Source organism: Micromonospora sp. RTP1Z1, assembly GCF_033804685.1.
Lineage (GTDB): Bacteria > Actinomycetota > Actinomycetes > Mycobacteriales > Micromonosporaceae > Micromonospora.
The window spans coordinates 24,246-37,566 of record NZ_JAPFQV010000032.1; the positions used below are offsets into that span (position 1 = coordinate 24,246).

15 protein-coding genes and 2 pseudogenes are annotated in these 13,321 nt (G+C 74.0%); 11 read left to right on the top strand and 6 right to left on the bottom strand.

Annotated features, from left to right (window positions below; all coding sequences use genetic code 11):
• Positions 1-85 precede the first annotated feature (85 nt).
• From SLP03_RS17345 to SLP03_RS17355, 3 genes are read left to right on the top strand one after another with little or no spacing between them, the layout of a single operon-like run.
• The gene (locus SLP03_RS17345; RefSeq protein ID WP_319461642.1) at positions 86-598 is read left to right on the top strand and encodes a hypothetical protein; all 513 of its coding nucleotides are present in this window, start codon (positions 86-88) and stop codon (positions 596-598) included.
• 26 nt (positions 599-624) lie between these two features.
• A complete protein-coding gene (locus tag SLP03_RS17350; RefSeq protein WP_319461643.1) occupies positions 625-1,113 on the top strand; it encodes a thiol-disulfide oxidoreductase DCC family protein in 489 nt (162 codons plus the stop codon).
• Complete coding sequence (locus SLP03_RS17355) at positions 1,040-1,753, top strand: TetR family transcriptional regulator (RefSeq protein ID WP_319461644.1); 714 nt, start codon at positions 1,040-1,042, stop codon at positions 1,751-1,753. The genes SLP03_RS17350 and SLP03_RS17355 overlap by 74 nt, the downstream gene beginning before the upstream one ends.
• A gap of 131 nt (positions 1,754-1,884) precedes the next feature.
• On the opposite strand, the gene SLP03_RS17360 is transcribed toward SLP03_RS17355, so the two are convergent.
• The 4 genes and pseudogenes from SLP03_RS17360 to SLP03_RS17375 all read right to left on the bottom strand — a co-directional run.
• Positions 1,885-2,550, bottom strand: coding sequence for a GNAT family N-acetyltransferase (locus SLP03_RS17360; RefSeq protein WP_319461645.1), 666 nt, complete (start codon positions 2,548-2,550; stop codon positions 1,885-1,887).
• A 125-nt stretch (positions 2,551-2,675) separates the two neighbouring features.
• Entirely contained in the window at positions 2,676-3,350 is a 675-nt protein-coding gene (locus SLP03_RS17365) for a class I SAM-dependent methyltransferase (RefSeq protein WP_413644542.1), read from the bottom strand.
• Positions 3,351-3,469: 119 nt separating this feature from the next.
• A pseudogene (locus SLP03_RS17370) lies at positions 3,470-4,135 on the bottom strand (TIGR04282 family arsenosugar biosynthesis glycosyltransferase); the annotation flags it as partial.
• Between the two features lie 118 nt (positions 4,136-4,253).
• A pseudogene (locus SLP03_RS17375) lies at positions 4,254-4,910 on the bottom strand (glycosyltransferase family 2 protein); the annotation flags it as partial.
• A gap of 148 nt (positions 4,911-5,058) precedes the next feature.
• Between SLP03_RS17375 and SLP03_RS17380 the strand changes: the two are divergent.
• The 5 genes from SLP03_RS17380 to SLP03_RS17400 all read left to right on the top strand — a co-directional run bounded on the left by SLP03_RS17380 (position 5,059) and on the right by SLP03_RS17400 (position 9,187).
• On the top strand, positions 5,059-6,477 hold the full coding sequence (locus SLP03_RS17380; RefSeq protein WP_319461646.1) for a hypothetical protein: 1,419 nt from the start codon (positions 5,059-5,061) through the stop codon (positions 6,475-6,477).
• A gap of 108 nt (positions 6,478-6,585) precedes the next feature.
• Positions 6,586-7,281: a response regulator transcription factor gene (locus SLP03_RS17385; RefSeq protein ID WP_319461647.1), complete on the top strand. Its 696-nt coding sequence runs from the start codon at positions 6,586-6,588 to the stop codon at positions 7,279-7,281.
• Entirely contained in the window at positions 7,274-8,302 is a 1,029-nt protein-coding gene (locus SLP03_RS17390; RefSeq protein WP_319461648.1) for a HAMP domain-containing sensor histidine kinase, read from the top strand. The genes SLP03_RS17385 and SLP03_RS17390 overlap by 8 nt, the downstream gene beginning before the upstream one ends.
• Positions 8,303-8,366: 64 nt before the next feature.
• The gene (locus tag SLP03_RS17395) at positions 8,367-8,552 is read left to right on the top strand and encodes a DNA repair protein (protein ID WP_319461649.1); all 186 of its coding nucleotides are present in this window, start codon (positions 8,367-8,369) and stop codon (positions 8,550-8,552) included.
• Positions 8,553-8,668: 116 nt separating this feature from the next.
• Entirely contained in the window at positions 8,669-9,187 is a 519-nt protein-coding gene (locus SLP03_RS17400; RefSeq protein WP_319461650.1) for a hypothetical protein, read from the top strand.
• Between the two features lie 54 nt (positions 9,188-9,241).
• Here the strand turns inward: SLP03_RS17400 and SLP03_RS17405 are convergent, their stop codons facing one another.
• A complete protein-coding gene (locus SLP03_RS17405) occupies positions 9,242-9,973 on the bottom strand; it encodes a Clp protease N-terminal domain-containing protein (protein ID WP_319461651.1) in 732 nt (243 codons plus the stop codon).
• Positions 9,974-10,011: 38 nt separating this feature from the next.
• Between SLP03_RS17405 and SLP03_RS17410 the strand changes: the two genes are divergently transcribed.
• Positions 10,012-10,935 (top strand): sulfite exporter TauE/SafE family protein, encoded by a 924-nt coding sequence (locus tag SLP03_RS17410; RefSeq protein ID WP_319461652.1) that lies wholly within the window; start codon positions 10,012-10,014, stop codon positions 10,933-10,935.
• Here SLP03_RS17410 and SLP03_RS17415 read toward each other — a convergent pair.
• Complete coding sequence (locus SLP03_RS17415) at positions 10,932-11,507, bottom strand: DinB family protein (RefSeq protein ID WP_319461653.1); 576 nt, start codon at positions 11,505-11,507, stop codon at positions 10,932-10,934. The two genes, SLP03_RS17410 and SLP03_RS17415, sit on opposite strands and share 4 nt — an antisense overlap.
• A gap of 368 nt (positions 11,508-11,875) precedes the next feature.
• On the opposite strand from SLP03_RS17415, the gene SLP03_RS17420 reads away from it, so the two are divergent.
• Both SLP03_RS17420 and SLP03_RS17425 read left to right on the top strand, forming a co-directional pair.
• Positions 11,876-12,484, top strand: a complete 609-nt coding sequence (locus tag SLP03_RS17420) for a hypothetical protein (RefSeq protein WP_319461654.1) — start codon at positions 11,876-11,878, stop codon at positions 12,482-12,484.
• A gap of 435 nt (positions 12,485-12,919) precedes the next feature.
• Complete coding sequence (locus tag SLP03_RS17425; RefSeq protein ID WP_319461655.1) at positions 12,920-13,300, top strand: nitroreductase family deazaflavin-dependent oxidoreductase; 381 nt, start codon at positions 12,920-12,922, stop codon at positions 13,298-13,300.
• Positions 13,301-13,321 lie beyond the last annotated feature (21 nt).

A 13,321-nucleotide genomic window follows, 5' to 3' on the forward strand; every position in this document is an offset into this window, starting at 1 on the left:
CAAGGCCCGACCCCACCACGGACCGGCCGCAGCGGGCCTTCTTGAACATGTTCAAGTTCTTCCCTATGCTGAGCCGGACTTCAATTTGAACGCGTTCAAGAAGGGCGGCGAGATGGACGTCAAGGTCTGGATGTACCTGGCCTACCTGGCGGTCAGCATCGGCCTGACCGTGTGGGTGGCCCGGGCGCTCGCCCGCAACGGGCTGGTCTTCCTGGAGGAGGTCTTCGCCGACCAGCGGCTGGCCGGCGCGGTCAACAACCTCCTCGTGGTGGGCTTCTACCTGCTCAATCTCGGCTACGTCACGGTCGGAATGAAGGACTCCGAGCCGGTGGCCACCACGAGCCAGGCCCTGGAGGCACTCTCCAGGAAGGTCGGCTGGGTGCTGCTGGTCCTCGGCCTGCTGCACTTCTTCAACGTCTTCGCGCTCGGCCGGTACCGCCGCAGCCGGTTGCGGCAGCTCGCCCCGCACCCGCCGATCGCGCCGGTGGGTCACCTGCCGGTGCAGCCCGGCTCCGGGCCGCTGGGTCCGGCGATGGCCGGCCCCGCGATGTCGGGGCCCGCGACCGGCGGCCCGACGCCGCCCCCGCCGCCGCGATGAGCCTCCCGCCGGGCGGCGGGGCGGGCGTGACACCGTCGGACCCCACCGGGCACGGGGCCGGTGGGGTCCGCGGGTTCACCGTCCTCTACGACGCCGGCTGCCCGCTGTGCCGGGCGGCCCGGCGGTGGCTGGCGTCGCGTCCGCAGCTCGTACCCCTGGAGTTCGTGCCGGCCGGCTCGGTCGAGGCCCGGCGGCGGTTCCCCGGCCTCGACCACGACGCGACCCTGCGGGATCTGACCGTCGTCGCCGACACCGGCGCGGTGTACGCCGGGGACGGCGCCTGGTTCGCCTGTCTCTGGGCGCTGGCCGACCACCGCACCACCGCCGAACGGCTGGCCCGCCCCCACCTGCTGCCGCTGGCCCGGCGAGTGGTGGCGACCGCCTCGTCGGTACGCGAGCTGGTCCGGGAACCATGGCCGGACCCGGGATACGGTGGCGATGATGACCGAGCAGACTGCCCCGACGACCGGTGCGGGTGGCCCGACCACCGGCGAACCGGCGACCGCCCGGGGTGAGCAGACCCGGCAGCTGATCCTGGACACGGCGATGCGGCTGTTCCGGGAGCGCGGCTACGCCCGGACCACGATGCGCGCGATCGCCCAGGAGGCGGGCGTGGCGGTGGGCAACGCCTACTACTACTTCGGCTCCAAGGACCACCTGATCCAGGAGTTCTACGCGGACACCCAGACCGAGCACCGGGCGGCGGCGGCGCCGGTGCTCGCCCGGGAACGCGAGTTCGCCGCGCGGCTGGCCGGGGTGCTGCACGCCGGCGTGGACGTGCTCACGCCGTACCACTCGTTCGCCGCGAGCTTCTTCAAGACGGCGGCCGAGCCCACCTCGCCGATGAGCCCGTTCTCCGCCGAGTCCTCCGCCCCCCGCGAGGCGTCCATCGCGCTGTTCCGTGAGGTGCTGGAGGGGTCCACCGCCCGGGTGGACGCGGAGCTGCGGCCGGCGTTGCCCGAGCTGCTCTGGCTCGCGTACATGGGAGTGGTGCTCTACTGGGTGCACGACCGCTCCCCGGACCAGGTCCGCACCCGGAAGCTGATCGACGGGGCGGTGCCGCTGGTCGACCGGCTGGTCGGGCTGTCCCGGCTGCGGGTGCTGCGCCCGGTGACCCGCCAGGCGCTCGACCTGATGCGCACTCTGCGTCCCTGACCGCAGAGGCCCGCTCGCCGAAGAATTCGCAGGTCAAGTCCACTACCGGACACTGAAAACGCGCCGCACGCACCTTGCCCACCATGCCGGGGCCCCCACCCAGGCTCCCCGGCCGGTAAAACGGGCGACGGTCAGCTCGGGAAGACCCCGTACGACGTCCAGCCGCGGTCCGGGAAGCCGGCCGCCTCGGCCACCCGGGCGGACCCGGCGTTGTCGAAGCCGTGCAGGTAGGTGGGGACGGCGCCCTCGTCGAGCACCCGCCGGGCCGCCTGGGCGACCAGCCGCCCGGCCAGTCCCCGGCCCCGGGCGGCCGGCGTGGTGCCCACGGCCAGCTCGTGCCCGTACGCGTCGTGCCGCTTGATCCCCGCGCCGGCGAGGTATCGCCCGTCGGCGTCCCGCACCAGCAGCACCTCCCGGTCGAACAGGCGCAGCCAGGGCGGCAGCCCCGGCCCGGTCGGCGGGGACCACTCGCCGACGTCGGGCAGCGGCGCCGGGGCGAGACTCCACCGGAAGGCGCCCCCGTGGGTGGGCCAGTCCGGCAGCCCCACCGCCGCCGGCAGGCCCGGCATCAGTTCCGCCAGCGAGCACCCGTCGGTCAGGGCCCGGACCGCCTCGGCCCGGTCGGGCGGTACGGAGAGCAGAGCGCAGTCGGGCGCGGCGACCGCGATGGCCGGCCGCAGCCGGCCGTCCCAGGCCGGGCGCGCGCGGCGGTGCGAGCGGACCACGTGCAGGCCCGGACCGGCCGGCCACTGCCCCAGCCAGGTGGCCAGGTGCAGGAACAACCGCCGGTCGAGCACCGGGCCACCTCCTCACCCGCCGGACCGTCCGCCGCGCCGACGATCATGGTACGCCGGGCGAGCTGCCCGGGCGTCCGGATCGCGACCGCCCCGGACGGTCACCGGGCCGCCCCACCCCACACGGCCTACCGGTGGACCAGTTCGACGAACCAGCGGCGGTCGAGCGGCAGCACCACGGAGACCCGGAAGCCGGCGGCGGACGCCAACGGCTCGGCCAGTTCCACCCCCACCCGGGCCCAGCGGAACGCCGGCCCCCGCTCGTCGTCGCCGGCGCGCCCGCCCGAAGTGACGTACGCCCGCCCCCGCCACAGGCCCGCACCCGGCGGGGCCAGCTCGACCAGGGCGGTGCCACCGGGGCGCAGCAGGCCGGCGCAACGGCGCAGCAGGCGTACCGGGTCGCCGCCGATGCCGATGGTGCCGTCGACGAGCAGGGCGTGCGCCCACCGCCCCTCACCGGGCAGCGGGGCGAGGACGTCCCGCCGCAGGGCCGCCGCGCCGCGGCCCCGGGCCAGCCGGACGGCGACCGCCGAGACGTCCACGCCGAGGGCGACCAGCCCCCGCTCGGCCAGCGCCGCGGTGAGCCGGCCGGGCCCGCAGCCCAGGTCGATGGTCGGTCCGGTGCACCGCCGCACCACCTCGGCCAGGGCCGGCTCGGGCGGCCCGTGCCACCGGCGAACCGGCAGCGGCACCCGCACCCCGTCGCCGAGCACCAGCCAGTGCGCGTCCTCGTCGGCGGGGCGGTCGACGGGGTCGGCCAGCGCGGCCTCGAAGCCCCCGGCGAGCACCGCGGGCCTGCTCACCGGGCACCGCCGACCGGGCGTGCCGCGCCCGGGCGTGCCGTCACCGGTTCCTGGCTGGCCGGCGGGACCGCTGGGCCGGCCCACCGGCCCGCGAAGTCCCGCAGCGACCCGGGGAAGCGACCGGCCGGCCCAGCCTCGATCGCCCGTACCGCCGCGGCGAAGCGGCCGGCCGGCGCGGCGGCGGCGACGGCCCGGGCCGTCGGCCACTCGTCCACGTCGGAGAGCTCCGGCAGGGCGTCGACCCGCAGGCCGCGGTCCGCCAGCGCGGCCCGGGTCGACCGTCCGGTCGCCGAGGTGGACATCGGCACGGCCCGCAACACGGCCGCCGCCGCCGGATCGCGCAGCCCCAGCGCCCACCAACCGCCGTCGGGGGCCGGCCCGAGCACCGCGTCCGTCCCGGCCAGCGCCGCCACGGCCGTGCCGAGCAGGTCCGCGCCGGCCCGCGGGGTGTCCATGCCCAGCTGGAGCACCGGTCGGCCGGGGAACGCCGCCGCGGCGTCGGCGTGCGCGGCGGCCAGCCGGTCGTCGAGGCCCTGGCCGCGCTGGGGCAGCAGCGTCCAGCCGGCCAGGGCCGCTCGGATCTCCGTGCCCCGTACCGCCCGGTCGAGGGAGCCGGCGTGGGCCAGCACCGGCACCACGCCGGGCACCGCCCGGACCGCGTCCAGGGTGTCCAGCAGCGCGGCGGCGGCGACCGCCGCGGCCCGGTCGGGGTCGAGCGGCGGGCAGAGCCGGGTCTTCACCCGGCCCGGCACGGGCGCCTTCGCCAGCACCAGCAGCACCGTCACAGGCGCCAGCCTTCGCTCGCGACTGCGGGGGCACTCCGCGCGCTCACCGGAGCCGTCCTTCGTTCGCGACTGCGGGGCTCCGCTCCGCTGCGCTCCTCGCGCTCACCGGTGCGACCCCGGCCCGCAGCACCGCCGTCATGTCGCGCACCGCGCGGGCGGTGCCCCGGACCGAGCCGGACACCTTCGACCGGGTGCCGGCCGCCCGCGGCGCGTACGCCACCTCCAGCTCGACGATCCGCCACCCGGCGGCGGCCGCGCGGAGCAGCAGCTCCAGCGGGTAGCCGAAGGCGCGATCCGCGACGCCGAGCTCCAGCAGCGCCGCCCGGCGGGCCACCCGGATCGGGCTCAGGTCGTGCACCGGTACGCCCCGGCGGCGCAGCCCGGCGGCGAGCAGGGCGTTGCCGGCGCGGGCGTGCCAGGGCCAGGCGGTACGGGTGACCGGCCGGCGGCGTCCGGCGACCAGGTCGGCCCGGCCCGCCAGCACTGGCCCGGCCAGCCTCGGCAGCTCCCCCGGGTCGAACGAGCCGTCCGAGTCCAGCACGCAGACCAGCTCGGTACGGGCGGCGAGCAGTCCGGTGTGGACGGCAGCCCCGTAGCCGCGCCGCAGTTCGTGCACCACCCTGGCGCCGTGCGCGGCGGCCACCTCGGGCGAGCCGTCGGTGGAGCCGTTGTCCACCACGACGGCGCGGTATCCGGGCGGCAGCCCGGCGAGCACACCGGGCAGGGCGGCCGCCTCGTCCAGACACGGCAGTACCACGTCGACCTCTGTCTCCATGCCGAGGACGCTAGGCCGCCCCGGCGCTGCTCCGGGCCACCGTCACGGTTACGGAACCCTTACGCCGCAACGGTTCCTTACGAGTCGCTGACGTCCCCCTCGAAGTGCTTCCGGACCGCGGCGGCCGGCCATAGCCTCGGCGGTCACCATGACCCCCCACCTCCCCACCGGCCGCCGCCGCGACCTGACAGTCCTCGCCGTCGAGGCGGCGCTGCTGGCCGCCGCGGTGGCGGTCGGCGCCGTGCTCAACCACCACGACGCCGGGCTGCACGCCGAGGCCGCGCCGCTCTACGCCACCTGGCGACCGCATGTCGGCTGGGGCAGCGTCCCGGCGGTGCTGGTCGCCGCCGGCGTGGTGGCGCGCGGCCCCGACCTCGCCCGGCGGCTCCCCTGGCCCCGGCTGCTGGCCGCCGGCTGGCTCGCCACGGTGGCGTGGACGTGGTCGTTGGCGCTGGTGGACGGCTGGCGGGCCGGGCTGACCGAGCGACTCACCGTGCAGGCGGAGTACCTGCACGAGGTGCCCCGGGTGCGGGACGTACCCGCCATGCTGGCCGGCTTCACCGAGCGGATCCTCGACTTCCGGCCGGACTCCTGGTCCACCCACACCGCCGGGCACCCGCCGGGCGCACTGCTGGTGTTCGTCGGGCTGGACCGGATCGGCCTCGGCGGCGGGACGGCAGCGGCGCTGACCTGCGTCCTGATCGGGGCGACGGTCAGCGTCTCGGTGCCGGTGACGCTGCGGGCGCTCGGGGACGAACCGGCCGCCCGCGCGGTGCTGCCGTTCCTGGTGCTGCTGCCCGGCGCGGTCTGGGTGGGTGCCTCCGCCGACGGGATCTTCGCCGCCGTAGTGGCCGCCGGGCTCGCCCTGCTGGCCCGCCCGGGACGCTGGGCGCCCGGGCTGGGCGGGCTGCTCCTCGGCGTCGCCCTGCACCTGTCGTACGGGCTGGCGCTGGCCGGGCTGCTGGCGCTGACCGTGCTGGTGCTGCGGGCCGCCGACCGGGTCCGCGCGCTGCTCACCGCCGGGCTGGGCGTGGCCGTGGTGACCACCGTGTTCGTCAGGTACGGCTTCTGGTGGCTGGACGGCTACCACCTGGTCGTACGCCGCTACTACCAGGGCTGGGCGGCGGACCGCCCGTACGGCTACTGGGTGTGGGCGAACCTGGCCGCACTGCTGCTCAGCGCTGGCCCGGTGGCCGGCCCGGCCCTGGCCCGGGCCCTCCGCCCGGCGCTGGCCGGCGCCCGCGCCCGGATCGCCGCCCGGACCGGCGGTCGCACCCAGGTCGCCGTGGGGGCCGGCCCGCGCCGGACGGCAACGGCCGGGCCGGCGGCGAGGCCGCTCGGCATGGCCGGACCTGCCGTCTGGCTGCCGGTGGTGGCCGCGCTGACCGTGGCCGCCGCCGACGCGTCCGGGCTGTCCAAGGCCGAGGTGGAACGGATCTGGCTGCCCTTCGCGGTCTGGCTGCCGGTCGCCGTCGTCCGGCTCCCGGCCGGCGACCGGCGGTGGTGGCTGAGCGGGCAGGCGGCCACCGCGCTGGCGGTCAACCACCTGCTCTGGACGGTGTCCTGACCCTGTGCGCGAGCCCCGAGCGACAGGCAAGGGCGCCCGTAAGAACCTCGCAATGAATCAACCAACCCACCCGTCGATACGCTGGCCGTACGACTGGGAGGTACGCCGGTGACGCAGCGGGTGCTGGTGGTCGACGACGACCAGACGGTCAGCGACGTGGTCTGCCGGTACCTGGAGCACGCCGGCTACCAGGTCGACCACGTCGGTGACGGGGCCGCCGCGCTGGCCGCCGTGGCGCGGCAGCCACCGCGCCTGGTGGTGCTGGACCTGATGCTGCCCGTGCTGGACGGGCTGGAGGTCTGCCGCCGGCTGCGGGAACGGCCGGACGGCGTACCCATCGTCATGCTGACCGCACGCGGCGACGAGGCTGACCGGATCCTCGGCCTGCAACTGGGCGCGGACGACTACCTGAGCAAGCCGTTCTCCCCGCGCGAGCTGGTGCTGCGGGTGCGCTCGGTGCTGCGCCGGGCCGGCCGGGAGCCGGTCGGCGCGCCGCCGGAGGTGCTGACCGACGACGGCCTGGAGGTGCAGACCGGCCCCCGGGTGGCCCGGCTGCACGGCCGGGAGTTGACTCTCACGCTGCGCGAGTTCGACCTGCTGGCCCACCTGATGCGGCATCCCGCGCGGGCGTTCCGCCGGCCCGAACTGCTGGACCGGGTCTGGGGCTGGAGCTTCGGCGACCAGTCCACCGTCACGGTCCACGTGCGGCGGCTGCGGGAGAAGATCGAGGCCGACCCGGCGAATCCCCGACGGATCGTCACCGTCTGGGGCGTCGGCTACCGGTACGAGCCGGCCGATGCGTGACCTGGCGCTGATCTTCGGCGCGGCGCTCGCCGCGGCGCTCTGCGTCGGGCTGGTCGGGGCGGTCGCCCTGCGGCTGCTGCGCGGACGCTCGATCCTGGTGCACATCGTCGTGCTGCTGGCCATGACCGTCTCCGCGGTGGTGGCCGGGGTGGCGGTGATCGCGGAGGCCATGTTCCTCTCCCCGCACGACCTGGAGGTGGTGCTGATCACCGTCTCCGCCGCGGCCGTGGTGAGCCTCGTGGTCGGCTGGCTCTTCGGCCGGCGGCTGGCCGCGGCGGCGGTCTGGGCGGACCAGGCGCGGGAGCGGGAGCGGCGGATCGAGAAGGGCCGCCGCGACCTGGTCGCCTGGGTCTCGCACGACCTGCGTACCCCCCTCGCGGGGCTGCGCGCGATGGCCGAGGCGCTGGAGGACCGGGTGGTCCGTGACCCGGAAACCGTCGACGAGTACCACCGCCGGATCCGGGTGGAGACCGATCGGATGACCCGGCTGGTCGACGACCTGTTCGAGCTGTCCCGGATCAACGCGGGCGCCCTGCGGCTGTCGATGTCGGCAGTGCCGCTGGGCGACCTGGTCTCCGACGCGCTGGCCAGCACCGCCCCGCTGGCAGCGGCCCGCCGGATCCGGCTGGTCGCCGCCCAGTCGGGCTGGCCGACGGTGACCGCCAGCGAGCCGGAGCTGGCCCGGGTGGTCGGCAACCTGCTGCTGAACGCGGTCCGCTACACGCCGGAGGACGGCACGGTCCGGGTGGACGCCGGGCGGGACGCGGACACCGCCTGGCTGGCGGTGGCGGACACCTGCGGCGGCATCCCCGAGTCCGACCTGCCCCGCCTCTTCGACGTGGCGTTCCGGGGGGAGCCGGCGCGGACCCCGCGCCCGGGCAACGGCGGCGGGGAGGGGTCGGGCGGGCTGGGACTGGCGATCGTGCGCGGGCTGATTGAGGCGCACGGCGGGCGGGTAGACGTACAGAACATCACCGATGGCTGCCGGTTCGTGGTCCGGTTGCCGGCCGCGGGAACCTGACGCATCGATCGAGCGTCATATCTATTTCCATACATGTACAACTTTCTCTGGGACGGTAATGGTCATGCCGAATCAGCCGAATGACCGGTACCAGCAGGACACCGAGCGGAGCTGGCGGGCGGCCGACGCCGCCGGGCGGTTCCCCGCGCAACCGCGGTACCGGGAGGCCCGGAGGGACGCCCCGCTCTCCTGGGCCGAGCTGAACGCACTGCCACCCACCGCCACCCGGCGCGGCCTCAGCGCCCGCTGACCCGAAAGCGGAGGAAAGCGACGACACACCCGGGCCCTCCGGCCGGGCCTTTCGCACACCTGTCGGTTAGCGTCTCCTGGTCCGAAACTCGGCCTACGACAGGAGAAGCTCCGCGCATGGGCAAGAAGACGATCCACGTCTCCGACTTCAGCGGCACGGCTCTGCAGCCGGACGACGAGGTGGTCCGCGTCGTCGTGCTGGAGCACCCTGACCTGGTCGCCGGCCCCGTGCAACTGGACGCCACCCCGGTCGAGGTGGAGAGCATCGACGACGCCGCGCTGGACGTGGCGGTGGTGGAGATCCACGACCGGCACGGCGGCGGCGAGCCACGCCGGGTGGTGCTGACCGCCAGCGAGTTCGACGCGATGGCCACCGACGTGCCGATGGCCCAGCTGCTGCGGACGGCCGTGCGGGTGAGACCACCGAAGGCGCGCAAGAGCGCGGAGAAGGTCGACTACGGCACCATCGAGCACGCCGGCAGGCCGCACCGCGGCCGGGTCACCGAGGAGGAGGCCCGGCTGGTGCGCGACCGGCTCGACGAGGTGAACAAGCGCCTCGCCGACGCCGGCATCCGTCAAATCGACCCGGCCGACCCGGAGCACGCTGCCCGCTACGGCTTTCCCACCGCCGACTGATTCCGCGCCGCCCGCCCCCGGGTGCGCGCCCGGCGCACCCGAGCGGGCGGAACGTCAGGACCGGCGCCGCGCGACCTCGGCGAGGGCGCCGGTCACGGCCGCCTCCATGTCCGACTTCTCCAGGCCGAGGCCGGTGAGGACGCCCTCACCGGCCTCCTCCTCCAGCAGGGCGAGCAGGATGTGCTCGGTGCCGACGTAGTTGTGGCCGAGTCGCAGCGCCTCCCGGAAGGTCAGCTCGAGCACCTTCTTGGCGCGCGCGTCGTAGGGGATCAACTCGGGGACCTGGTCGGCCGGCGCCGGGAAGGTCGCGGTGACGACCTCCCGCAGCCGCTCCAGCGGTACGCCCCGCACCGCGATCAGCCGGGCGGCGAGCCCGTCCGGCTCGGCGAGCAGCCCGAGGGCGACGTGCTCGGGGCGGATCTCCGGGCTGCCGGCGGCCCGCGCCTCGTTCTGGGAGGCCACCACCACGTTGCGGGCCCGATCGGTGAAGCGGCCGAAGCCGGCGTTCGGGTCGAGGGCGGCTGCGGTCTCCGCCTTGGCGGCGGAACGCTTCTGGGCCGCCTGCTTGGTGACACCCATGCTGCGCCCGATGTCGGTCCACGAGGCGCCGGAGCGGCGGGCCTGGTCGACGAAGTGGCCGATCAGGTGGTCGGCGACGTCACCGAGGTGGTCGCCCACCAGCACCGCGTCGCTGAGTTGGTCCAGCGCGTCGCTGTGCACCTTCTTGATCGACTCGATCAGCTCGTCGAGGCGTACCGGATTGCTCATCTGCACGGGATTCGTCATGCGTCAACCATAGGTTGACGGCCTGAATACGTCAACCAATGGTTGACGCTACGAACTCGTTCGACCTCCACGAACTCGCCGAGCTGCTCCGGACGGTGGCGACCGCCGAGGCGCGGGCGGACGCGGCGGCGGCGCGGGCGCGGGCGGCCGACCTCATTAGCATTGCCGGCCGCTGGCCGTGTGTCGGGGATCTCCGGGCCGGCCGGTTGTCCGCCCGCCGTCCGATGCGTCAGTCTCAGCGGGTGGTCATCCTGCTCAGCGCGTTCGGCATCGTGCTGCTCGGCGCCTTCGCCCAGGCGGTCAGCGGCTTCGGGTACGCGCTGGTGACCGTGCCGTTGCTGGCCGTCGCCGTCGACCCGCGCGCCGCCGTGGTGGTGTCGGCGCTGACCGGCATCGGGCTGACCGTCACCGCGGCCGTCCGGGAACGCGCCCACGCCCGGTGGCGGGTCGCGGCGGCACTCACCGCCACCGCCCTGCTCGGCCTGCCGGCCGGCCTGCTGGTTCTCGCGCTCGCGCCGGAGCGGCTGCTGAGCGCGCTGATCGCGGTCGTGGTGCTCGGCTGCGCCGCGCTGGTCTGGTCCGGGGCACGGATCCGCACCGGACGGATCGGTCTCGGGGCCATCGGCGTCCTCGTCGGGGTGCTAACCGCCGCCACCGGGACGAACGGGCCGCCGCTGGTCGCAGCGTTCCAGTCGCTCGGCTACGACCCGCGCACCTTCCGGGCCACCCTGGCGGCGACCTTCTCCGGCACCAGTCTGATAGGGCTGACGGGGTTCCTGCTAGCCGGTCAGGTACACGCCGATGTGGTGCGGATCTCCCTCGTGGCGCTCCCCGCGGTGCCGCTTGGCTGGTGGCTGGGAAACCGACTGTTCCACCGCATCGACCCTGTGGTGTTCCGACGGATCGTGCTGGTCGGGCTGTTCGGCAGCGGCGGCGCCGCGCTCGCGAGCATGGCCGGCTAGTCGCTGCGTTTGCTGGCGTCGAGGGCGGCCTGCTCCACTCGCTGGCGGTAGTCCAGCCACCATGACTCGTCGGCGGGGGGCAGGTTGTCGTTCCTGGGCAGCAGCCCGGCCGCGCCGTCGATGAGTTCCCGCACGACGTCAGCGTGGCCGGCGTGCCGTTGCGTGTCCGCGATGACGTGGACCAGGACGTGGTGCAACGTGACCGCTGCATCGCCCCACCACGGCACGCGGCCGACATCATCCAGCGCAAGGGCTTCAATGGTGGCGTCGGCGTGGGCGATCGCGCGACGGTACAAGTCGACAATCTCCTCGCGGGTCTCATCCGCGGTCGCCCACATGTCGGCATTGGTCTCCGCTCCGTCGCCGACGTACGGCAGCTCCTGCTCGAACGGCCGGCCGAACACGACGCCGAAGTAGAGGATCTGACCGGCCGCCGAGTGTTTCACCAGACCGAGCAAGTTGGTGGCAGTCCGGGTCAGCGGGCGCCGAATATCGTATTCGCTGAGCCCGTCGAGCTTCCACAGCAGCGCGTCGCGGCCGCCCTTTAAGTAACTGTGCAGGTCTGCCTTCATGGCGCCACTATGGCATCCGGTTGGGTGTCGGCGCTGCCCTGGATGATCTACAGAGCTCATGATCGGCAGGACACGTCCTAGTGCGCTGAGTCTTTGATTCGTTTGCGGCGCTGGGGTCAAATTTCAGCCGGCGTTGACACCAATTTCCGCGATGTCCCGCGAGGCCGCCTCCTAGACTTCCAGGATGTGCCGGGGGCGGCCCGTATCGACGAGTCCCGGGCCGCCCCGTCCGTCATCGAGGCCTGGCCTTGCCGTCCGTCACCATGGCCGGCCCTGAACAGCAGAGGCTCGGTCAGCGTGGGTTGACCCGGCGAAGAGCCTTATCCTCCCTAATGTGAGGCGCGGCCAGCACCGGAGGGGGCAAAGGCATGGACCAGGACGCGCGCGAGCAGGGGCTGCTCACCGCCCTGACCACCGAGCATTTCGTGCTCCAGACCGCGCGCAGCGCCACGATCACCGAGTCCGTCGGGCGGGCGACCGTGTTCCTGTCACTGCTGTCCGCCGCGCTGATCGGGCTGGGCTTCGTCTCGAGCAGCGGACACCTGATCAAGCCGTACCTCGGCGCGGTGCTGCCGACCCTGGTAATCACCGGGCTACTCACCTTCGCCCGGCTAGTGCAGAACATGGTAGAGAACTCGCTGAATCTCAAGCGCATCCAGCATATCCGCGCCTACTACCACCGCCAGCTCGCCGGCGAGCACGACTTCTTCGCCGACGCGGTGACCGGCGGGGGCGACACGCGGACGATCGCGGCGGCGGTTGGCGGCAGCGCCTCTCGCTGGCAACTGCTACTGACCACGGCGGCCATGGTGGGCGCCGTCAACGCACTGCTGATCGGGCTGGGCGCGACCCTGCTGACCGGAGTGGCCAGCGGATCCGCCACGTTGGCGATCGCGCTCGGTGTGGCGGTCGCACTGGTCGCCTTCGCCGCACAGCTCGCGTACATCAAGCGGGCCTCGATCTGGCTGAGCGGCTGACCGTTGCTGGGCCTAGTGCAGAGTCACCGCCTACGGCTGGCTCTCCGACTCCTTCCGTTCGACCAGGTGATCAGTCGGAGCCGTAGCCGGCTCGCCAGGGTTCTGCACGGATAGCGTCCAGGTCCCCGTCGGCCATGCGGCGAAGCAGCGTGAGGGCCTCCCGTCGCGAGACGCTGGTTCGGTGGAAGGCGCTTCCTCCCGACTCCGTGTCCTCCAGAACCGCTAGCCCACGCGCACCGGCGAACACGCCGATCGCCCATCCGAGGACCTCTCAAACAGCCAGACATCACCGTGCTCGGGATCGTCCTCATCATCGCCGAGCTCCGACAGCGCCTCACCCGGCATTCACCGACCCAGGTCTGGTAGACAGTGACCATGGCGAAACGGTCTGGCGGATTCGGTAGAGCGCTCACGCGAGGGTTTCTGCGTACTGCCGTGTGGCTGTACCGGCGCAGCGGCGGGAAGCTCGGCGGCAAGATGTTCGGCGCACCGGTGCTGTTGCTGACCACCACCGGGCGCAAGTCGGGGCGGTCGTGGACGGTACCGTTGATCTACCAGACCGACGGCGACCGATGGGTGATCATCGCGTCCAACGGCGGCCGCGCCAGGAACCCCGCCTGGTGGCTCAATCTGCGCTCGCAGCCGGACGCCTCCATACAGATCGCCCGGCAGACCTACCTGGTCACGGCCAGCGAGACCGGCGGCGAGGACCGCGAGCGCCTGTGGCGGCAGATGGCCGACATGTACAAGGGCTACGACGGGTACGCGCGGAAGACGACCCGCCAGATTCCCGTGGTTGTACTGCAAAGGCGCTAACGCATGCTGCCCGACGGCTTG